A 20,463-nucleotide genomic window follows, 5' to 3' on the forward strand; every position below is an offset into this window, starting at 1 on the left:
GAGGGGCTCACAGGGCGAAATAACAACGCATGGCGGCTTTGTTCAGATGACGTTTGACTGTGGCGATGGAGATGTTCAATTGCTCGGCAATCTGGCCGTAGGTCAGGCCATCGAGCTGACACAGCAGAAAGGCCCGCTTGACCGGGCGTGGCAGGCCGTCGAGCAAGGCGTCCAGCTCCATCAGGGTCTGCAGGATGATGGCCCGCTCCTCCTCGGAGGGGGCCACCTGTTCCGGCATCTGCGCCAGGGTTTCCTGATAGGCCCGCTCCAGGTCCTGGCGTCGGTAGTGGTTGAACAGCACCCGTTTGGCGATGGTGGTGAGAAACGCCCGGGGCTCGATCAGGGGCGGTGTTTCCCGGGCGCTGAGCACACGAATAAAGGTGTCCTGGGCCAGGTCGGCGGCACTGTGGGGGCAGCCGAGCCGGCGCCGCAACCAAGTGTTCAGCCAGCTGTGATGGGCTTGGTAGAGGCCTTCGACGGTAGCGCAATGGGACAAGTCGGACGCTCCTGCACCCACAAGGCGCATAAGAGAACAAGAATTGTTCGCATTGTAGTGTTGCGACAGGGCATTCGGCAATCAGCCCGTAGCGACAGAAATGGGCCGAGTTGTCGGTGTTTTTTTGCACATGAGAATATTTATCATTAGTATTGTGCGCCTGTTTCTCCCCGACGGCCTGCGCAGTGCCCCGGGCATCCCCTCGCTGCAAGGTTCAAACATGAAAAGCAAGGCCGGCGGAGTTCCCGCTTCCTATCGTCTGGCAGTGGTCTCGCGGGTCTGTGCCGCGGTCCTGGGTGGTTACCTGCTGGCGGCGCTGTCCAGCGTCTGCCTGACCCTGCTGCTGCCCATTCCCCGGGCCGACGCCGTGCTCAGCGGGATGATGGCCTCCTTTGTGTTCTATCTCTTGGCGGTGCTCTGGTGCTTCGCCTGTCGCACTGCCTGGCAGGCCTGGTTCGGCCTGTTGCTGCCAAGCCTGGTGCTGGCGCTGGTCGCCGGCAGCGCCTATTGGGTGGCCTTGCCATGAAGGAAGGTTTGCGTCAGTCCATGGCCTGGCTGCACACCTGGGCCGGGCTGGTGTTCGGCTGGTTGCTGTTCGCGATTTTCTTCACCGGAACCCTGTCCTACTTCAAGGAGGAAATTACCCACTGGATGCAGCCGGAGGCCCCGGTTCGGGCCGTGCATGCCGATATCAGCCTGGATCTGGCCCAGCGTTACCTGGAACAGCACGGCCAGGGCGCGCAGCGCTGGTTCATTACCCTGCCCGATGCGCGCCAGCCGCTGCTATCGGTGGCCTGGCAGGCGCCGAGCGCCCCGGGCGAGCGCGGCGAGTTCACGGAAAAACTCCTGGACCCCAGCACCGGCAGCGAACTGCAGGTGCGCGATACCCGTGGCGGCGAGTTCTTCTACCGCTTCCACTTCCAGTTGCAAATGCCTTATCCCTGGGGCCGCTGGTTGTCGACCCTGGCCGCCATGGTGATGTTCGTGGCCCTGATCAGCGGCATCATCATCCACAAGAAAATCTTCAAGGACTTCTTCACCTTCCGGCCCCGCAAGGGCCAGCGCACCTGGCTCGACGGGCACAACGCGGTGGGCGTGCTGGTGCTGCCATTCCACCTGATGATCACCTACAGCAGCCTGGTGATCTTCATGTCCATGGTCATGCCGGCGAGCATCCTGGTGGCCTACAAGGGTGACAGCAATGCGTTCTTCAAGGACTTGCGGCCGGCCAGCAACAGCATCCCGGCGGCTGGGCAGCCGGCAGCGCTGACGGCCCTGGACCCGCTGCTCAAGCAAGCCTTGGCACAGTGGCCGGGGGGCCATGCGCAGCGCCTGGTGGTCAACCACCCGGGGGATGTGAATGCGTCGGTGCACGTCATGCGCCACAGCGCCGACCGGGTGGCCCGGGATCTTGGCAGCAGCGTGTCGTTCAACGGGGTCACTGGCCAGCCGTTGGACGCCAGCCCCGAACAGTCCCTGCCCATGGCCATCGGCGGCAGTTTCTATGGCCTGCACATGGGCCTGTTCGCCGGTCCGGTGTTGCGCTGGCTGTACTTTATCTGCGGCCTGGCGAGCACCGCGATGATCGGCACCGGGCTGGTGATCTGGCTGGGCAAGCGCCAGCTCAAGCACGCCAAGAGCGGGGTCATGCCCTTCGAGCTGCGCCTGGTGGAAGTGCTGAACATTGCCAGCATGTCCGGGCTGGTGCTGGCGGTGGCCGGCTTCTTCTGGGCCAACCGGCTGTTGCCGGCAGCCTTCGCCGAGCGCGCCGACTGGGAGGTCAACAGCTTCTTCATCCTGTGGGGCCTGAGCCTGGTGCATGCCGTGGTCCGGCCCGGGCGGCGTGCCTGGGTCGAGCAATTGAGCCTCGCCGCCTTGCTGTTCTCCAGCATCCCCTTGCTGGACGCTGTGACCAGCCCGAGCCTGATGGACGGCTTCATGGTGCGTGGCGACTGGATGCTGGCGGGCTTCGACCTGGCCTGCCTGAGCAGTGGCCTGTTCCTGGCCTGGGCTGCGCGCAAGCTGCATCGCGGCCAGCAAACACCGGCCCGGCAGCGGCCTCTGCCCCCTGACACCGAGGTGAACTGATGTTGCTGGCGCTGCTGTTGTGTTTTAGCGGATTCACCGGCCTGTGCCTGTCCTTGGACCGGCATCACGGCGAACTGCTGGGGCACAAGCCCACGACTCGGCGCCAACAGGGCCTGCGCCTGGGAGGCTGGTTGTTGCTGGGCCTGTCGCTGGCGGCGGCAGTGCAGGGCACCGGCTGGAGCCTGGGGCTGGTGCAGTGGTGCGCCGTGCTGATGTGCAGTGCCTTGCTGCTGGTGTTGCTGCTGCCCTATCGCCCGCGTCTGGTGCTATCGATGGCGGGGGCCAGTCTGTTGGCCTGCCCCCTCGCGGCCCTGGCCCGGTTCTGAGGGAGCGGCCCGTGATGAGCGCCCTGCCACCGGAACCCAGCGACCTGGATCACCCCGATCTGCGGGGCAGTCGTGCGCATTTTCTGCAGGTGTTCCTGTCCCAGCGTTCGCAGATGGAAGCCTTGGTCAGCCGCCGGGTCGGCTGCCGGGCCACCGCCGCGGACCTGGTGCAGGACCTGTTCCTGCGCTTCTGGCGCCGGCCCCTGGTGCAGGTCGAAGAGCTCAGCACCTACCTGCTGCGTTGCGCCGGCAACATTGCCATCGATCATTTGCGCAGCGAAGGCGCGCGGGTGCGGGTCAGTGAAGGCTGGCTACCGGAACAGCAGGACAACCAGGGCAGCGAGCCCCAGGCCGCCCTGGAAGCCGGCAATGACTTGCGACACGTGGAGGCCGCCCTGCGCAGCCTGCCGCAGCGAACCCGGCAGATCTTCCTGCTCAACCGTATCCACGGGCGCAAGTACGCCGAGATCGCCAAGGTCATGGGCCTGTCCCAAAGCGCCGTGGAAAAACACATGATGCGCGCCCTCGAAGCCTGCAAGGCCAGCCTGCGGGAACCTGCACCCCCGCGCACGCCAAGGAATGCACCGTGAATCAGCGCTCCCGTGTCATCCCGACGCCGGCCCAGGAACAGGCCGCCCTGGCCTGGCTGAGCCTGCTCCACGATCAGCCCAGCAGTGGCGACCAGGCCACCTTCAGCCAATGGCTGCAGGCCGATCCGGCCCACGTCGAAGCCTATGCCCAGGCCCAGGTGCTGTGGGAGTTGAGTGAACAGCCGGCGCGGACCCTGGCGGATGAAGACGCCTTGGCCCTGCAGGGCCTGCTGCGTGCCATGGACGGAGCCCGTGCTCGGGTCCGGCGGCGCTGGTCGGCAGGGTTGGCCATGGCCGCCAGTGTGCTGCTGGTGATCGCCCTGGGCGCCGGCTGGCAGCCGGGCCGTTGGCTCGATGACCTGGGCGCCGATTACGTTTCCGCGCCGGGTCAGGTACGCACGGTGATTCTTGCCGACCAGAGTCAGGTCACCCTGGACGCCGACAGCGCCATTGCCGTGGACTTCCGCCACGGCGAACGGCATGTGCAGTTGCGTCGTGGCGCTGGTTTCTTCAGCGTCAGCCACACGGGCGCGCCCTTTGTGGTGGCGGCCGGGGAGGGCGAAGCGCGGGTCCTGGGCACCCAGTTCGAAGTGCGTCTGCAAGCCGACGGTGCCCAGGTCACGGTGCTGTCCGGACGTGTCGCGGTCACCGCCGCCAAAGGCGCGGCGCAGCAGGTGCTCGGTGCCGGCCAGCAGGTGGCGTACGGTCATGGCCAGGCGACCCCGTTGCAGGGTGTCGACAGCGAAGCGCAACTGGCCTGGCGCCAGGGTTGGCTGAACTACTACCACGTGCCCCTGGCCGAGGTGGTGCAGGACCTGCGGCGCTATTTCCCCGGACGCATCCTGCTGCTCAATGACCAACTGGCAGCGCGCCGGGTCAGTGGCAGTTTCTCCAGCAAGGACCCTCAGGCGGTCCTCGATTCCCTGCAGGCGGCCTTAGGGTTCGAACAGCACCAAGTCCTCGGCAGGTTCATAGTCCTGCGCTGAAAGGCCCGTCCCAGAGCTCCCGAACATTCATCGATATCACACCTTTCTGTCACCAAACCGTTATATCAGGCGCGGATGATCTGCGGATTCCTGAGCACATGGTCAGGATCGGCGAGGGTTGTGATTCAGCTCTCACAAGGGAGGGAAGGCTGAAGCGGGAGCAAGACGATGCGCAGCTGGGATGTCGCAAAAAAGAAGAAGGCCCACATCGAAATCATTCCGATGATCGATGTGATGATGTTTCTCCTGGTGTTCTTCGTACTGATCAGTCTCAACGTGATTCCCGCCGTGGGAATCAAGACGCAGTTGCCGGTGGCCAGTACCGCGCAACAATTGAAGCCGCAAAACAAGGCGGTGATTACCCTGGGGCTGCAAGAACGCCTGCAACTCGACGGCCAGGACCTGGATGAAGGGGCGCTGTTGGCACAACTTAAAGTGCTGAACAACGGCAGCGAAAAGTTGGTGATCATTATCAACAGCGATCAGGGCGTGGAAGTTAAGCGCCTGGTTTCGGTGATGGACTTGCTCAAGGGCAATGGCTTCTCTTCCGTCTCCATCGCTACGCGCAAGTCCTGACGCCATGTTCGGTTTATATAGAACTCGCAAGTGGCTGGCGTGCCTGCTGCCGGCCGGCCTGTTGTTGCTGGTGATCTATGCCAGTCAGTTGCAACAGTTGCAGATCAAGCCGGTGTACGACGAAAGCACGGTGGAAATTGCCCTGGTGGATGCGGCGGAACTGGTGGCCGCGGCAGAGCCACCACCGCCTGAGCCCGAGCCGCTGCCGATCGAGCCCGAGCCACCGCTGGTGGTGCCCGAGGAAGAGCCGCTGGTGATCGAGCCGCCCAAGCCCAAGCCGGTGGTCAAGCCCAAGCCCCCAGCGCCCAAGCCGTTGCTGGCCAAGCCGCAACCACCCAAGCCGGCTCCGGCTCAGGTGGCCAGGAGTGCCCCCGCGCCGCAGCCGGCGGTGGTTGCAGCACCGCAACCGGTGGTGGCGCCAGCGGCTCCTGCACCGGCTCCGGCCCCCGCACCTGCGGCGCCCGCCAGTGCAATCAAGGAAAGCCTGTACACCGCCGCTTTGCGCAAGGAACTGGAAAAGCACAAGCAATACCCCAGCGGCCGCGAGGCCTCGCTGCAACGTCCCCAGGGCGATGTGGTGATCTGGCTGGAAGTCGATCGGGCCGGCAACGTGCTCGACAGTGGCATCGAAAACAAGGCGCCGAACATGTTGCTCAATCGCGCGGCGCAAACCAGTTTGCGCCGCGTGGAGAAAGTTTCACCGTTTCCCTCGGACGCGTTCTCCGGCAAGAACAAGCAACGTTTTACCGCGACCTTTAGTTACAACGTGGAATAAACCCATCACCTATTAACGAAAGTTGTAAGCAAGGGATTGACCCGTGAAGATCAATAAACTTTATGCCCTGCTTCTGGCATCGGGCCTGGGCAGTTTTGCGCCATTGGTTTTGGCCGACGATACAGTTGACGTCGGTTCGGTGAACGTTGCCGGTAAACAGACCCTGGGCAACGGCCACATGATCAAGGAAGAAAGCGCCAAGGGACGTTCCACCGTGACCAAGGAGGCCATGGACCAGATGGCCCCCACTGCCAACGCCGTGGACAAGCTCAAGTACACCCCGGGGATCAACGTTTCCAGCACCGACGCCACCGGCCTGAGCGGCACCAACTTCACCATGCGCGGGATGAACTCCGACCAGGTCGGGCTTTCTGCCGACGGTTTCCCGATCAACGATTCGGGGGACTACAGCATCTACCCGAACCTGATGGGCGACCCGGAGAACTTCAGCGAAGTCTTCGTCACCCAGGGCTCGTCCGAAGCCGACGGCCCGCACATCGGCTCCAGCGGCGGCAACATCGGTCTGGTGACCGTGCGCCCGACCAAGGACTTCGGCGTGTTCGCCAAGCAGTCCATCGGCTCGAACAACGTGCGCAAGAGCTTCGCCCGTCTCAATACCGGTGACCTGGGCGGCTTCAAGACCTGGGTCTCGGCGTCCCACACCGAGGGTGACAAGTGGCGCGGCAAGGGCACCCTGCGGGCTGACAAGGTCGAGTGGAACACCCTGTTCGAAGACGGCAACGGCAACTCCACCAACGCCATCGTCAAGTACAACCAGCAGGAAAACTACAACTACAACAGCCTGAGCAAGGCCCAGTTCCAGAACCAGGGCCGGCGCCTGGACTACTCGGAAAGCACCGTGTTCAAGAACGGCAGCGTGTCCCAGTCCTACAAGCTCAACCGCAACCCTTTTGAAAGCCTGACCGCCTCGGTGACCCAGCGCTTTCAGCTGCGCGACGACCTGAGCCTGACCTTGAACCCCTACTACGTGTGGTCCAACGGCGGCAGCTTCAGCGGCCAGACCGCCACCAGCTTGTCCGCCAGCTCGAACAAGGCCGGCAACTACGACCTGAGCGGCTTGCCTGCCGGCACCTACTACCGGCCGTCGTGGACCGAAACCTGGCGCCCCGGGATGACCACCAAGCTCAAGTGGGATCTCAACGAAGAGCACAGCCTGGACGTCGGCTACTGGTACGAGCGCGCCCGCCAGCGCCAGACCCAGCCCTTCATCGGGATCAAGGGCAATGGCGCTCCGGAAAATGTCTGGGGCGACTACAACGGTTCCGACCAACTGGTGGACCGCAACGGCGCCACGGTCCAGGGCCGTCACCAATACACCGTGACCCCGGCGCAGAAACTCTGGGTGCAGGACACCTGGCAGGCGACCCCGGACCTGACCCTCACCGGAGCCCTGGCCTACCAGTACGTGGAACGTGACGGCAACAACCTCGGCAGCCTCACCGACAAGCCGGAAAAACGCGACGCCAGGTACCACGAGTTCCTGCCCAGCTTCAACGCCAAGTACCAGATCGACCCGAACAACCAGGCCTTCTACAACGTCACCCGCAACATGCGCACGCCGCCCAACTACGTGCTCTACAACAAGGGCGATTCCATCAGCCTGAAACCCGAGCTGAGCTGGAACCAGGAACTGGGCTGGCGCTACAGCGAAGACAACATGGCCCTGAGCGCGACCCTGTTCTACATCAGCTTCAAGGACCGGCAGATCTCCACCACCGACGTCAACGGCGACTATGTGGTGGCCAACGTTGGCGAAGTGAAGAACCGCGGCCTGGAACTGGAGTGGAGCGGCAAGTTGCCCCACGACTTCAACTACTACGCCTCGTACACCTACACCCAGTCCGAGCAGATGGACGACCTGAGCAACAAGAACGTGCTGCTGCCCACCTCCGGCAAGCAACTGGCCAACGTGCCGGAAAACATGTTCAACCTGAGCCTGGGCTACGACGACTCGCGCTACTACGGCAACGTCGTCGGCAAGTACGTCGGCGCCTTCTACGGCGACCTGACCAACGACGAGAAGATCGCCGGCCGCACCGTGGTGGATCTCAATGCCGGTATCCACTTGCCGGTGGACAAGAAAGTGCTGAAGTCCGCGACCCTGCGCTTCTCCATGCTCAACGTGTTCGACAAGGAATACCTGGCCTCGACCCGCACCGTGTCGTTCAACACCCAGCGCACCAATGGCCTGGCACCGAGCACGGCCTATTACAACGTCGGTGAGGAACGCACCGCGATGGTCTCCCTGGAAGCCGGGTTCTGATGGCCTTCGGGCCCAAGAGGAAATGACGATGGACATGAATCTGCTGCACGACATCACCTTCTACACCATGTACGGCGCCGCCGCGATTGCCGCCTTTATCGCCGTGGAACGCGGCATCTACTTCAGCTTCAGCCTGCGCCAGGCGAAGAAACTGGAGGCCGTGCTCAACCCGAAAATGCACAGCGTCGACGACCTGCCCGCCGAGCTGCGCCAGCGCAACAGCCTGCCCCTGGAGATGGTCGCCGAGCTGTTCGCCCACAAGCAGGGGTTGGCCAGCCACAAGGACCTGGAAGACCTCAGCGAGTCGATCTACATCGCCACCCGCAGCAAGCTGATGCATGGCTTGTGGCTGCTGGAAACCGTGGTCACCGCCGCGCCCTTGCTGGGCCTCTTGGGCACCATCCTGGGGATCATCGACACCTTCAAGGCCCTGGCCGAGACCGGCGTCAGCGACCCCGGTGAAGTGTCCAAGGGCATCGGCACCGCGCTCTACGCCACGGCCCTGGGTATCGCCATCGCCCTGGGCAGCATGATTTTCCACAACCACTTCCAGGACCGGGTCGAACGCATCACCGACCATCTGAAGATCCTGTTGCTGCGCGCCGGCATGGGCACCGCCCTGAAGGCCCCCGTACCCACGGTCCAGGGCAATCTGCAACCGGCCTGATGACCTGACGTGACCTGTAGCCGCTGCCGTAGGCTCGGGCCGCGTTCGGACGATCGACGGCGAGCGCTGTTCCCCAGCGCTCGTCTCTGTCCGATCCAGGCCTGTGTCAGCGGCCTTTTTTTTGCTGATCTGCCAAGGATTTCTTTCATGTCCCGTCTTCGTCCCATGCCCCGGCTGCTGGGTGCACTGACCCTGGCCCTGGTCACCCTGGCCGGTTGCAGCTCGCTGCCGCGCGAGCCGCAACCGGTGGCGGTGAACATCGTCGCCATCAACGACTTGCACGGCTATTTGCAGGCCAACCCCTTCAGCTACAAGGACCCCCAGGCCCCGGGCGGGGTGCGCAAGCTTGCGGCCGGCGGTATCGCCACCCTGGGCGGCATGCTCACCCAGCTGCGCCAGCAGGACCCGCAACTGCTGTTCATCGGCGCCGGCGATCTGGTGGGCGGGAGCCCGCCGCTGTCGGCCATGTGGGCCGACGAGCCGACCCTGGACGCCTTGCGCCAGATGGGCATGAAACTCAGCGCCATCGGCAACCACGAACTGGACAACGGCAAGGCCGAGTTCCTGCGCCAGCTCAATGGCGGCTGCCAGTCATCGCGGCCGGACAAGGCCTGCCAGTTCCGCCCGAACTACCCTGGCAGCGGTTTCCCCTACCTGGCGGCCAACCTGCTGGACAGCGACACCGGCCAGCCGCTGTTGCCGGCCTACCGCATCGAGGAGGTGCGCGGGGTCAAGGTGGCCTTCGTCGGCGCGGTGCTGCGGGACGTGGCTTCGGTGGTCAGCGCCAAGGGCATGCGCGGTTTGCAGGTGGCCGATGAAGCCCAATCGATTAACCAGTTGATTCCCGAACTCAACGCCAAGGGGGTCAACGCCATCGTCGCCGTGGTGCACCAGGGTGGCGCGACCCCGGAACCTTTCGATAAGCAGGACTGCTCGCAGTTGAGTGGCGATATCGTCGACGTGGCCAAGCGCCTGGACCCGGCGGTGGACGTGTTGATCAGCGCTCACTCGCACCAGGGCTACCTGTGCAAGGTCGGGCCATTGCTGGTGACCCAGGGCAATGCCTACGGCCATCTGTTGACCCACCTGACCCTGCAAGTGACCCCGGGCCAGCACCGGGTGACGAGCATCCAGGCCCTTAACCTGCTGGCCGATCCGGCCCGTTATCCACAGGACCAGGGCTTGGCGAAGCTGCAACAGGAGGTCGAGGCCCGCAGCAATCAGGTGCTGCTCCAGCCGGTAGGGGCGATTGCCGCCTCGACGATTGCCCGGCGAGCTGACAATGCCGGGGAAATGCCCATCGGCGACCTGATCGCCGATGCCCATCTGGCGGGTGGCCGGGCCAACGGTGCGCAAATCGCCTTCATGAACACCGGCGGCATTCGCAGCGACCTGGCCCTGGAACCGGGGCAGACCCAGGTGAACTACGGGCAACTGGCGACCTTGCAGCCGTTCAACAACAACCTGATCGCCTTCGACCTCACGGGGCGGCAGATCGAACAGGTGCTCAACCAGCAATGGAAGGGCGCGGACGATGCCAACATCCTGCAAGTGTCCCAGGGCTTCAGTTATCGCTGGGACGCCCAGCGCCCGCTGGACAGCCGCGTAGTGCCCGGCAGCCTGCGCCTCAACGGCAAGCCGCTGCAGGCCGATGGCAACTACCGACTGGTGATGAATGGCTTCCTGGCCGATGGCGGCGACCGCTTCAGCCTGTTCAAGAGCGGCCGCAACCGCAGCGACCTCGGGCTCAGCGATCTGGACGCGATGCTGCAGTACCTCAAGGCCATGGACCAGCAGGGCCAGCCGGTGGGTTCCAGCAGCAGCGCCGGGCGCATCCAGCGCCTCAACTGACACCAGAAGCGCCCCTGATCCTTGTAGCCGCTGCCGAGCCTGCGAGGCTGCGAAAAGGTCCGCAGGACCTTGCTTGGCGATGTCCCGCCAAGCCAGCAGCGGCCTCAAGACCGCCGCGACCACTTCGTCGGAGTGCCGCCCTGCTCGTTCGCAGCCTGCGCCAGCGGCTACAGCGGATGCATCGGGCGGGAGGGGCGTTTTCGCCATCGTGAAAATATTTTCAAAAAACAGGTGAGGTCTTTGCGTTCGAGCCACGTGTAGTGCTTGAAAGTGCGACTAATTCGCATTCATGGCTTTTTTACACGCGAGTCTCAAGCATGAAGTCCAGGGCACATTCGGCGGCAAACGCTTCGGTCAAACGGTGGTTCGGCGCTTCGGCGCTGGTGGTGTCGGGGTTGGCGTGGCTGCCCCTGAGCGTGGCGCAGGCGGCCGAGGCCGGCAGTGCGCAACACGGTGCGCTGTTCAACTTTGCCATCGTGGCCAAGCCGCTGCCCCAGGCCCTGAGCGATTTCACCCGGGTCACCGGGATCAGCGTGGTCTACACCGACGAAGCGCCTTATGCGTTCAAGGCACCGGCTCTGAGCGGCCCGTTCAGCGCCGAACAGGCCCTGCAGCGTCTGCTGGGCGGTTCCGGCTTCACCTACCGGCGCAGCGACGCGCACACCTTGGTCCTGGAACCCTTGCCCAGCAGTGGCGCACTGAACCTGGGGGCCACCAGCATCACCACCCCGGGCCTCGACGACAGCACCAGCTACCAGCCGCCGGCCACCACTTCGGTGGCCCGTTCCCAAGCGCTGAACCAGGAAATCCCGCAGATCATCAACGTAGTGCCGGCCCAGGTGCTGCGGGACCAGACCCCGCGCAATCTGGACGATGCCCTGAAGAACGTCAGCGGCATCACCCAGACCAACACCCTGGGCGGCACCCAGGATGCGGTGCTGTTGCGCGGTTTTGGCGACAACCGCAACGGTTCGATCATGCGCGACAGCATGCCAGTGGTGCAGGGCCGGGCGCTGAATGCCACGGCGGACCGGGTGGAAGTGCTCAAGGGCCCGTCGTCTCTGCTGTACGGCATCCAGGACCCGGGCGGGGTCATCAACATTGTCAGCAAGAAGCCTGAATTGCAGCAGTCCACGGCCCTGACCGTGCGTGGCTCGACCTACGGCTCGGGCAAGAACGGCAGCGGCGGCAGCCTGGACACCACCGGCCCGCTGGGTGATTCCGGGCTGGCCTACCGCTTGATCGTCGACCATGAAGACGAAGACTACTGGCGCAACTTCGGCACCCATCGCGAATCCCTGGTGGCGCCGTCCCTGGCCTGGTACGGCGAGCGCACCAAGGTGTTGCTGGCCTATGAGCACCGCGAGTTCCTGACCCCCTTCGACCGTGGCACCGCCATCGATCCCAAGACCAATCACCCGCTGGACATCCCGGCCACCCGACGCCTGGACGAGCCGTTCAACAACATGGAAGGGCGCTCGGACCTGTATCGCTTTGAAGTCGACCACGAGCTCAGCGACGACTGGAAGGCCCACTTCGGCTACAGCTGGAACCGCGAGACCTACGACGCCAGCCAGGTGCGCCTGACCGCGGTAAATGCCAACGGCACCCTGACCCGGGCCATGGACGGCACCCAGGACGCCCTGACCACCGACCGCTACGCCACCGTCAGCCTGGAAGGCCAGGTGCAACTGGGCGGCATGCGCCACGATCTGGTGTTCGGCCTGGATGATGAGTACCGCAAGATCTACCGCGCCGACCTGATCCGGCAGAAAAGCCGGACCACCTTCAACTACCTGAACCCGGTCTACGGCCGGGAGGTGGCCGGAACCACAGTCAGCGCCAACGACAGTGCGCAGACCGACCTGTTGCGCAGCGACTCGCTGTTTTTCCAGGACGCCATCCACCTTACCGACCAGTGGATTCTGGTGGGCGGCGGACGTTTCCAGGAATACGACCAGTACGCCGGCAAGGGCCGGCCGTTCCGGGTCAACACCAACAGCAACGGACAGAAATTCGTGCCGCGGGCCGGGCTGGTGTATCGCTACACCGACCAGTTGTCGCTCTACGGCAGCTACACCGAGTCGTTCAAGCCGAACTCCAGCATCGCCGATCTGGCCGGTGGCAGCGCGGTGCTCGACGGCTCCATCGCCCCGGAAGAAGCCAAGTCCTGGGAGCTGGGGGCCAAGCTCGACATTCCCGGGCGCGTCACCGCCAGCGCGGCGCTGTTCGATATCACCAAGCGCAATGTGCTGGTGACCACCGCCACCGCTACCGAGACGGTCACCAGCGTCGCCGGTGAGGTGCACTCCCAGGGCCTGGAACTGGACCTGACCGGGCAGCTCACCGATCAGTGGAGCCTGATCGGCAGCTACGCCTACACCGACACCGAAGTGACCAAGGACACCCAGTACAAGGGCAAGCAACTGCAGAACGTGGCCAAGAACACCGGCTCGCTGTCGGCGGTCTACGACTTCGGCAGCCTGATCGGTGGCGACCGCCTGCGCGTCGGCGCCGGGGCCCGTTATGTCGGCGAGCGCGCCGGGGATGCGCCCAACAGCTTCGACCTGCCGGGCTACACCGTGGCCGATGCCTTTGCCACCTACGACACCCGGGTCGAAGGGCAGAAGGTCAAGTTCCAGCTCAACGTGAAGAACCTGTTCGACAAGACTTACTACACCTCGTCGGCCAGCAAGTTCTTCGTGTCCATGGGGGATGCCCGCCAGGTGTCGCTGTCCAGCACCCTGGAGTTCTGATGAGCATCCTGGTCCTGGTCCTGGACGTGGCCGTAGCGCCTTAGTCGGCGCCCAGCGCCAGGGCTTGCGCTTGCGCCGCACAGTCGCCGCTGGCAGTCAGGCCCTTGGCGCGAACGGCCAGCAGCTCTTGCCGGGCGACGGCGAAGTCGGCCTGGAAGGTCGGATCGGTGTGCAAGCGTGCCACGGTGGTTGCGCCAATCTCGCGGCCTTCACGGACGTCGCTGTACCAGTGGACGTTGCACACCATGCGGCTTTCCGAATAGGCCCGGCCACGGGCCCAGAGCGCGTTGCCGTGCTCGGGGGCCAGTTCGCTCAACAGCAGCGCCCAGGCCCAGCCGATGGCGCTGTGGCCCGATGGGTAGGAACCATCCGCGGCCAGCTTGGCTTCATCTTCCGGGGTGCAACTGGGCTGCTGGTTGTAGACGAAGGGCCGGGGGCGCTGGTAGCGCTTCTTTGCGCGATAGGTGGCCAGCCCGGCATCGGTCAGGGTCCGGCGCAAGACTCTGTACAGCGCAGGTGTTTGCTGTTCGCTGATTGGCGCATCCAGCGCACAGGAAAACGTCTCTGCGGCGGCGGGGAATTTCAGGTTGGCATCGCTGATGGCCAACGCCCAGCGTTTGCTGCCACGCAAGGCCTGGCTCTTTTCAGCCATGCTCTGGTCCAGCGCGAAGGCTGGCGTGCCCACCGCAGGAGGTGGTGGTAACAGCGACAGACTATTGGGCAGATCCTGCTGTTTCAGATAACCGATCAAGTAACCCGGTCGGAACTCCGGGACGCTTTCCGTTTGGCTGGTTTGTTTGGCCACGGCGGAGTGGATCAGACTTGAAAACAATAGACCGGCCAAACAGTTCGATAGTAGGCGTTGCATGTGGATATCACCTCTAGGAGTTTGATTCGCTACATGGGTTCTGCTTGTTGGGTTACTTGATGTTCCAGGCGTAATTGAACATCAGCCGTGTATCATCGGTGTCGCGAATGAAGTTCTTGGCATAGTTGGAACGATAGTGTGCGGTGCGCAGGCGCACACTCAAGTTTTTCAGTGGGCCTTGTTGCACGACATAACGCAGTTCGTTATCCAACTCCCATGACTTGCCAATGGTTCGGGTGCCGGTGATTTCGGCATGGCTGCCGGATATATAGCGGCTGTTGAAACTCAGGCCCGGCAAGCCCAGGTTGGCGAAGTCATAGCCATAACGAAGTGCCCAGGAACGTTCCTTGGCATTGGCGAAGTCACCCAGTACCGATAAGTTGATCAAGTTGGCATCGGCGCCCAGGATGTTGGCATAACCGGTGTCTCCCAACATTCGCTGATAAGCCAGGCCAAGGCTGTGGCCTTTGTAGGCATAGCCGAGCAGCCCCTGCAGAGCACGGTTGTCGATCTTGCCGCCTTTGGCATTGCCGTAGTCGTTCATCAGGCTCAAGCGCAGATCGCTGCTGAACGTCCCTGCGCCCCAGGGGCTCTTGTTGACCAGGGTGAAGACCTGCTGGCGGTAGATGTCCTCGAGTTGGGCGACATGCACCCGCGCCAGCCATTGCTTGTGGAATCGATAGTCGACGCCCGCCATGTCGAAGTGTTCTGCCGTTGCCCCCTGACCCTGGAAGCGCCGGTTCAAGGGGCTCAAGGTCAGCGGCGTGTACTGCGTGGCGTTGCGCTGCATGACCCGGCTCAGGCGCCCGGCGGTCAACTCCAGGTCATCGATTTCATTCGAGGTCAGCAGCCCGCCTTCGAAAATCTGCGGAAACAGGCGGCCGTCGTTGGGTTTCAAGGTGGGCAGTACCGGTGGCACCAGCGCGCCGAACTTGAACAGGGTCTTGCTGGCCTTGAGCTTCCCGGCCAGGGCCAGTTTCCAATAGTCATCCTCTGCCCGGCCATCGCGTCCCACCTTCAGCAGCCCGGTGCCGGTTCGGCCAGGCGCGGAGTCCAGCTTGATGCCGAGCATGCCGATGGCGTCGGCACCCACACCCAGGCGGCCCTCGGTAAACCCCGAGTCCAGGCGCAAGAGCAAACCTTGTGCCCATTCTTCACGGCTGGGCGCGGTGCCTTCGCGATAGTCCCGATTGAAGTAATAGTTGCGCAGTTCCAGGCGCGCGCTGCTGTCTTCAAGCAGTTCGGCTTTTACCGGGATGGCCAGCAGCCCGGCGCAAAGTAGGGTAGAGCGGTTGAGCCATTGTCGTGGCCAGTGTCTTGAAGGCATTTCATCGTCCTCTGTTTTTGTTGTTTTAGGAGAAAGGCGATTGGGGGCTGATGTGTTGAGTCTTTGCAGCTTTGTTTAAATTTGATGAAGGGTGGGTGAAGTTGTGGGTGTGGCTTTTTTGGGGTTGAAGTTGATGGGGGTGAAGGCGTGTGGCTGTTTGTTGAATCTTTGCGTAATGCCGGGGATTCAAGGCCTAAAGACTAAGTTGGGTCTGGGGTTAAACAAGAATCATCAGTTCTGTGAATGGGGTGATAACTGAAGTTTTAAAATAATTACCTGTTTATGTTTTTGTTTGTCATATCGGTACTTGTTGGAAGTGCTCTTTTATAGAGGGCGGCGTAGGAGTTTATTGGTTGTTTGGTAAGAGTTGTCCTGTTTATGTAAAGAATTTGAGTAATTTACTTATTCAGGCGTGCCGATGCGGACTTTGGCATAAGAAGGGGCCTACAGAGGCGGGTCAGGATTAAGCCGAACCTCAGCGCAGGAATGCCAGGCGGTAGTCCCCCGGTGTTCCACCCAGGGCCTGGCGGAAGCGATTGTTGAAGTGGCTGGCACTGGCAAAACCACAGGCCAGGGCAATCTCCCCCAGGGGCTGGGCAGTGCTGCGTAGCAGGTGCCGGGCCCGGCTCAGGCGCCGGGCCAGCACATATTGATGGGGCGGCAGGCCGAAGCTTGCGCGGAACATGCGGGCGAAGTGGTACTCCGACAGCGCACACAACCCCGCCAGTTGGCCCAGGCTCAGGGGCGCGTCCAGCTGGCTGTCGATGTAGTCCACCAGCAGGCGGCGCTGGTGCGCGGCCAAGCCGCCCTTGAGCCGGGCACCCTGGCGCAGGCCCACTTGATTGAGCAGGGCATGGCAGAGCATCTCGTGGGCCAGGCTGCTGGTGAGCAGGCGCTCGCCGGGCTCGTCCCAATTCAGGCGGACCAGTTGCGCAAAGCGCCGGGTCTGCTCGGGGTCGTCGACAAAGGTGCTTTCGCGCAGTTGCATTGCCCGGGGTTCGCGGTCCAGCAGGGTGACGCAACCCAGGGCGAATTGTTCGGGGCTGAAATACACGTGGGCCAGGCGGATATCGCCGTTGATCACCCAGGCCGATTGGTGCTCGGCAGGCAGGATGCACAGCTTGCCTGGGCCGCCTTTGCTGCCCGGCTGATCGCGGCGAAAGGTGCCGGTGCCGCCGGCCAGGTAGCAGGACAGGGTGTGGTGGCCGGGCGCCTCATATTCCTGGGCGTCGTGATGGTTGCTCCACAAGGCTGCGGACAAGCCGTCTCCGAGCTCGGCGCTATGCTCCAGGCGAGCATGGGGCGAGCGGTTCAAGGCTTGGAAGACTTGCAGGGTATCCAGTACGGGCATGCTGTTCGAGTCGGCAAGGGGTCCGGTTTCCGGTGGTTCGCATGCTACTCCCTCGCCGGTTCGCCGCCAGCCCCGGGCCGATAAAAAGCGCAAGTTTATGCAAGCGCCCAAGGTCTGGCGGACGGGACACTGCACTCCTGATAAAGGAGTCCCGCCATGAACCTATCGCTGTACCTGTTGACCGTGCTGATCTGGGGCACCACCTGGATCGCCCTGAAACTGCAACTGGGGGTGGTGGCGATTCCGGTGTCCATCGTCTATCGCTTCGCCCTGGCGGCCCTGGTGCTGTTCGCCTTGCTGCTGCTCAGCCGCAAGCTGCAGCCGATGAACCGCCGTGGCCACCTGATCTGCCTGGCCCAGGGCCTATGCCTGTTCTGCATCAATTTCATGTGCTTTCTGCACGCCAGCCAATGGATTCCCAGCGGCCTGGTGGCGGTGGTGTTTTCTACCGCGACCTTGTGGAATGCCCTGAATGCGCGGGTGTTCTTTGGCCAGAAGATTGCCCGCAACGTGCTGCTGGGCGGCGGCCTGGGCCTGCTGGGGTTGGGGCTGCTGTTCTGGCCGGAACTGGCAGGCCACAGCGCCAGTCCGCAAACCCTGCGGGGCCTGGGCTTGGCCCTGCTGGGCACCTTGTGCTTCTCGGCGGGCAACATGCTCTCCAGCCTGCAGCAGAAAGCCGGGCTCAAGCCCATGACCACCAATGCCTGGGGCATGGCCTACGGCGCGACGATGCTGGCGGTGTATTGCCTGTTCCAGGGCATTGCCTTCGACCTGGAGTGGACCACCCGCTACATCGGCTCGCTGCTGTACCTGGTGATACCGGGTTCGGTGATCGGCTTTACCGCCTACCTGACCCTGGTCGGGCGCATGGGCCCGGAGCGGGCGGCCTATTGCACGGTGCTGTTCCCGGTGGTGGCGCTGAACGTCTCGGCCTTTGCCGAAGGCTATCAGTGGACCGCCCCGGCATTGGCTGGACTGGTGCTGGTGATGCTGGGCAACGTCCTGGTGTTCCGTAAACCCAAGGCTGCGCCAGCCTCTGTAGCCGCTGCCGAGCTCGCGAGGCTGCGAACGGCGGCGCAGCCGTCGCAAAACCAGGCGACCTGATTCTGCCGGGCTATCGCTGAAGGTCCTGCGGACCTTGTCGCAGCCTCGCAGGCTCGGCAGCGGCTACAGGGGGTGAGAGGCAGTGGCTGGTCAGCCCTTCCACACTTGCGGGTTGACCAGATCCTGCGGGCGTTCGCCCAGCAGGGCGCTGCGCAGGTTGGCCATGGCGCGGTTGGCCATGGCGTCACGGGTTTCATGGGTGGCCGAGCCAATGTGCGGCAGGGTCAGCGCATTTTTCAGTTGGAACAGCGGCGATTCTGCCAGCGGCTCTTTCTCGTACACATCCAGGCCGGCGCCGCGGATCTGGCCCTTCTGCAGGGCTTCGATCAGCGCCGGTTCATCCACCACCGGCCCCCGGGAAATGTTCACCAGGATCGCGCTGGGTTTCATCAGCGCCAGTTCGCGGTGGCTGATCAGGTGTCGGGTCTTGTCGCTCAGCGGCACCACCAGGCAGACGAAATCCGCCTCGGCCAAGAGTTGCTCCAGGCTCCGGAACTGCGCCCCCAGTTCCTGTTCCAGGGCAGTCTTGCGGCTGTTGCCGCTGTAGAGAATCGGCATGCCGAAGCCCAAACGCCCACGCCGGGCGATGGCCGCGCCAATGTTGCCCATGCCGACGATGCCCAGGGTCTTGCCGTGCACATCGCCGCCGAACAGCGCCGGGCCGACGCTGGCCTGCCATTGCCCGGCCTTGGTCCAGGCATCCAGCTCGGCCACCCGGCGGGCGCTGCCCATGAGCAGGGCAAAGGCCAGGTCGGCGGTGCTTTCTGTGAGCACGTCGGGAGTGTTGGTGAGCATCAGCCCGCGTTCGTTGAAGTAGTCCAGGTCGTAGTTGTCGTAGCCCACCGAGATGCTCGACACCACTTCCAGTCGTGCGGCGTTTTCCAGCTGCGCGCGTCCCAGTTTGCGGCCGACGCCGATCAGGCCGTGGGCCTGGGGCAGGGCTTCATTGAACTGCGCGGCGATGTCCCCGAGCTTGGGGTTGGGGACGATGACCTCGAAGTCCTGTTGCAGGCGTTCGGTCATCTCGGGGGTGATGCGGCTGAAGGCAAGTACCGTCTTTTTCATTGCGGGGAGACTCATCAGGCGGGAGAGAATGCCAAGCAAGCTAACATTCCCCACCGGCTTTTTGTAGCCGCTGCCGCAGGCTGCGATGGCTTGCAACGGGGGCGGCCTGGTGGCCGCTCTGGAGGGTTCGGCGAGAGTTGCTCAGGCTGAGCCCGCGCAGCCTCGCCTTGGCTCGACAGCGGCTACAGGCCCCCGGTTCAAGGGGGCGGGCTCAAGTGCTCAGGCGTGCGCCGCTCAGGCTGCCGCTCAGTTCATAGGCCGCCAGTTCCGCCTGGTGCGCGGCGAGGATCTCCGGCAGGGAGCCGCGCAGGTATTCGACCCAGGTCTTGATCTTGGCGTCCAGGTACTGGCGCGACGGGTAGATGGCGTACAGGTTCAACTCCTGGGAGCGGTACTTGGGCATGACCCGTACCAGGGTGCCGTTGCGCAGGCCTTCGATGGCGGCGTACACCGGCAGCACACCAACGCCCATGCCGCTGATGATCGCGGTCTTCATGGCGTCGGCGGAGTTCACCAGGAACGGCGAGCTGTTGATGGTCACCATCTCCTGGCCTTCCGGGCCGTCGAAAGCCCACTTCTCAAGCGGTATCACCGGGCTCACCAGGCGCAGGCAGGCATGGTTGAGCAGGTCGCTGGGTTTGTGCGGGCAGCCGTTGGCTTTCACGTAGGCCGGGGAGGCGCAGACGATGCTGTAGGTGATCCCCAGGCGCTGGGAGACGAACCCCGAGTCCGGCAGCTCGCTGGCCAGGACGATGGACACGTCGTAGCCTTCGTCCAGAAGGTCCGGCACGCGGTTGGCCATGGTCAGGTCGAAGGTCACGTCCGGGTGCGACTTGCGATAGCGGGCGATGGCGTCGATCACGAAGTGCTGGCCGATGCCGGTCATGGTGTGCACTTTCAATTGCCCGGCGGGGCGGGCGTGGGCGTCGCTGGCCTCGGCCTCGGCTTCTTCGACGTAGGCCAGGATCTGCTCGCAGCGCAGCAGGTAGCGCTTGCCGGCTTCGGTCAGGGCGATACGGCGGGTGGTGCGGTTGAGCAGGCGGGTTTGCAGGTGAGCCTCAAGATTGGAGACTGCGCGCGAGACGTTGGCCGTGGTGGTGTCCAGTTGCACTGCCGCGGCGGTGAAACTACCGGCTTCGGCGACGCAACTGAAGGCGCGCATGTTTTGCAAAGTGTCCATGGGGTGCTCTCTGGGGAGATGGCAAATTGTGACACGAAGTTACGGGGGCTTGGATAGGCGACCAAGGGATTATCGCGTTTACGGTAACAAAGATTCACAGGAATCCCACCTTATCGCCGCCCCGGCCGCCCCCTAGAATTGCGCCGATCCGTAGGAGCCGGTTTGCCGGCGAT

Annotated in this window: 18 protein-coding genes; 12 read left to right on the forward strand and 6 right to left on the reverse strand. The window is 63.6% G+C overall.

The window, feature by feature from the left end; genetic code table 11:
* Positions 1-7: 7 nt before the first annotated feature.
* Positions 8-496 carry a sigma-70 family RNA polymerase sigma factor gene (locus KHO49_RS05960; RefSeq protein ID WP_110596041.1) on the reverse strand — a complete coding sequence of 163 codons (489 nt, stop codon included), beginning with the start codon at positions 494-496 and terminating at the stop codon, positions 8-10.
* A gap of 220 nt (positions 497-716) precedes the next feature.
* Between KHO49_RS05960 and KHO49_RS05965 the strand changes: the two genes are divergently transcribed.
* The 11 genes from KHO49_RS05965 (at position 717) to KHO49_RS06015 (ending at position 13,395) form a co-directional block, all read left to right on the forward strand.
* Entirely contained in the window at positions 717-1,022 is a 306-nt protein-coding gene (locus KHO49_RS05965) for a DUF3649 domain-containing protein (protein WP_102861711.1), read from the forward strand.
* Entirely contained in the window at positions 1,019-2,584 is a 1,566-nt protein-coding gene (locus KHO49_RS05970; protein WP_213664757.1) for a PepSY-associated TM helix domain-containing protein, read from the forward strand. Before KHO49_RS05965 ends, KHO49_RS05970 begins: the two co-directional genes overlap by 4 nt.
* Positions 2,584-2,910, forward strand: a complete 327-nt coding sequence (locus KHO49_RS05975; protein WP_102878419.1) for a DUF3325 domain-containing protein — start codon at positions 2,584-2,586, stop codon at positions 2,908-2,910. Before KHO49_RS05970 ends, KHO49_RS05975 begins: the two co-directional genes overlap by 1 nt.
* Positions 2,911-2,924: 14 nt before the next feature.
* Complete coding sequence (locus KHO49_RS05980; protein WP_102878420.1) at positions 2,925-3,500, forward strand: RNA polymerase sigma factor; 576 nt, start codon at positions 2,925-2,927, stop codon at positions 3,498-3,500.
* The gene (locus KHO49_RS05985; protein WP_213664758.1) at positions 3,497-4,486 is read left to right on the forward strand and encodes a FecR family protein; all 990 of its coding nucleotides are present in this window, start codon (positions 3,497-3,499) and stop codon (positions 4,484-4,486) included. The genes KHO49_RS05980 and KHO49_RS05985 overlap by 4 nt, the downstream gene beginning before the upstream one ends.
* 168 nt (positions 4,487-4,654) lie before the next feature.
* Complete coding sequence (locus KHO49_RS05990) at positions 4,655-5,062, forward strand: ExbD/TolR family protein (RefSeq protein ID WP_060837609.1); 408 nt, start codon at positions 4,655-4,657, stop codon at positions 5,060-5,062.
* Positions 5,063-5,066: 4 nt separating this feature from the next.
* Positions 5,067-5,837, forward strand: a complete 771-nt coding sequence (locus KHO49_RS05995; RefSeq protein ID WP_102878423.1) for an energy transducer TonB family protein — start codon at positions 5,067-5,069, stop codon at positions 5,835-5,837.
* Positions 5,838-5,880: 43 nt separating this feature from the next.
* Positions 5,881-8,121, forward strand: coding sequence for a TonB-dependent receptor family protein (locus KHO49_RS06000; protein WP_213664759.1), 2,241 nt, complete (start codon positions 5,881-5,883; stop codon positions 8,119-8,121).
* A gap of 28 nt (positions 8,122-8,149) precedes the next feature.
* Positions 8,150-8,788, forward strand: coding sequence for a MotA/TolQ/ExbB proton channel family protein (locus KHO49_RS06005; RefSeq protein ID WP_115581638.1), 639 nt, complete (start codon positions 8,150-8,152; stop codon positions 8,786-8,788).
* A gap of 147 nt (positions 8,789-8,935) precedes the next feature.
* Positions 8,936-10,639 (forward strand): bifunctional metallophosphatase/5'-nucleotidase, encoded by a 1,704-nt coding sequence (locus tag KHO49_RS06010; RefSeq protein WP_213664760.1) that lies wholly within the window; start codon positions 8,936-8,938, stop codon positions 10,637-10,639.
* Between the two features lie 317 nt (positions 10,640-10,956).
* Positions 10,957-13,395 (forward strand): TonB-dependent siderophore receptor, encoded by a 2,439-nt coding sequence (locus tag KHO49_RS06015; RefSeq protein ID WP_110596046.1) that lies wholly within the window; start codon positions 10,957-10,959, stop codon positions 13,393-13,395.
* A 40-nt stretch (positions 13,396-13,435) separates the two neighbouring features.
* Here KHO49_RS06015 and KHO49_RS06020 read toward each other — a convergent pair whose 3' ends face one another.
* The 3 genes from KHO49_RS06020 to KHO49_RS06030 form a co-directional block, all read right to left on the reverse strand.
* Complete coding sequence (locus KHO49_RS06020; protein ID WP_115581640.1) at positions 13,436-14,263, reverse strand: acid phosphatase; 828 nt, start codon at positions 14,261-14,263, stop codon at positions 13,436-13,438.
* Positions 14,264-14,315: 52 nt separating this feature from the next.
* Positions 14,316-15,590 (reverse strand): OprD family porin, encoded by a 1,275-nt coding sequence (locus KHO49_RS06025; protein WP_213664761.1) that lies wholly within the window; start codon positions 15,588-15,590, stop codon positions 14,316-14,318.
* 475 nt (positions 15,591-16,065) lie between these two features.
* Positions 16,066-16,941: an AraC family transcriptional regulator gene (locus KHO49_RS06030; protein WP_213664762.1), complete on the reverse strand. Its 876-nt coding sequence runs from the start codon at positions 16,939-16,941 to the stop codon at positions 16,066-16,068.
* A gap of 156 nt (positions 16,942-17,097) precedes the next feature.
* Here KHO49_RS06030 and KHO49_RS06035 point away from each other — a divergent pair, with 156 nt between their 5' ends.
* Positions 17,098-18,045, forward strand: a complete 948-nt coding sequence (locus KHO49_RS06035) for a DMT family transporter (protein WP_110596050.1) — start codon at positions 17,098-17,100, stop codon at positions 18,043-18,045.
* A 90-nt stretch (positions 18,046-18,135) separates the two neighbouring features.
* Here the strand turns inward: KHO49_RS06035 and KHO49_RS06040 are convergent, their stop codons facing one another.
* A complete protein-coding gene (locus KHO49_RS06040; protein WP_102878432.1) occupies positions 18,136-19,110 on the reverse strand; it encodes a 2-hydroxyacid dehydrogenase in 975 nt (324 codons plus the stop codon).
* A gap of 211 nt (positions 19,111-19,321) precedes the next feature.
* Positions 19,322-20,290 (reverse strand): LysR family transcriptional regulator, encoded by a 969-nt coding sequence (locus KHO49_RS06045; protein ID WP_102878433.1) that lies wholly within the window; start codon positions 20,288-20,290, stop codon positions 19,322-19,324.
* Between the last annotated feature and the right edge of the window lie 173 nt (positions 20,291-20,463).

It is taken from the genome of Pseudomonas sp. RC4D1, assembly GCF_018390395.1.
GTDB classification, from domain to species: domain Bacteria; phylum Pseudomonadota; class Gammaproteobacteria; order Pseudomonadales; family Pseudomonadaceae; genus Aquipseudomonas; species Aquipseudomonas danubii.

Coding starts and splice junctions, on each gene's coding strand:
- KHO49_RS05965 (WP_102861711.1), top strand. CDS start 717: ATGAAAAGCAAGGCCGGCGGAGTTCCCGCTTCCTATCGTCTGGCAGTG.
- KHO49_RS05970 (WP_213664757.1), top strand. CDS start 1,019: ATGAAGGAAGGTTTGCGTCAGTCCATGGCCTGGCTGCACACCTGGGCC.
- KHO49_RS05975 (WP_102878419.1), top strand. CDS start 2,584: ATGTTGCTGGCGCTGCTGTTGTGTTTTAGCGGATTCACCGGCCTGTGC.
- KHO49_RS05980 (WP_102878420.1), top strand. CDS start 2,925: ATGAGCGCCCTGCCACCGGAACCCAGCGACCTGGATCACCCCGATCTG.
- KHO49_RS05990 (WP_060837609.1), top strand. CDS start 4,655: ATGCGCAGCTGGGATGTCGCAAAAAAGAAGAAGGCCCACATCGAAATC.
- KHO49_RS05995 (WP_102878423.1), top strand. CDS start 5,067: ATGTTCGGTTTATATAGAACTCGCAAGTGGCTGGCGTGCCTGCTGCCG.
- KHO49_RS06005 (WP_115581638.1), top strand. CDS start 8,150: ATGGACATGAATCTGCTGCACGACATCACCTTCTACACCATGTACGGC.
- KHO49_RS06010 (WP_213664760.1), top strand. CDS start 8,936: ATGTCCCGTCTTCGTCCCATGCCCCGGCTGCTGGGTGCACTGACCCTG.
- KHO49_RS06015 (WP_110596046.1), top strand. CDS start 10,957: ATGAAGTCCAGGGCACATTCGGCGGCAAACGCTTCGGTCAAACGGTGG.
- KHO49_RS06020 (WP_115581640.1), bottom strand. CDS start 14,263: ATGCAACGCCTACTATCGAACTGTTTGGCCGGTCTATTGTTTTCAAGT.
- KHO49_RS06025 (WP_213664761.1), bottom strand. CDS start 15,590: ATGCCTTCAAGACACTGGCCACGACAATGGCTCAACCGCTCTACCCTA.
- KHO49_RS06030 (WP_213664762.1), bottom strand. CDS start 16,941: ATGCCCGTACTGGATACCCTGCAAGTCTTCCAAGCCTTGAACCGCTCG.
- KHO49_RS06035 (WP_110596050.1), top strand. CDS start 17,098: ATGAACCTATCGCTGTACCTGTTGACCGTGCTGATCTGGGGCACCACC.
- KHO49_RS06040 (WP_102878432.1), bottom strand. CDS start 19,110: ATGAAAAAGACGGTACTTGCCTTCAGCCGCATCACCCCCGAGATGACC.
- KHO49_RS06045 (WP_102878433.1), bottom strand. CDS start 20,290: ATGGACACTTTGCAAAACATGCGCGCCTTCAGTTGCGTCGCCGAAGCC.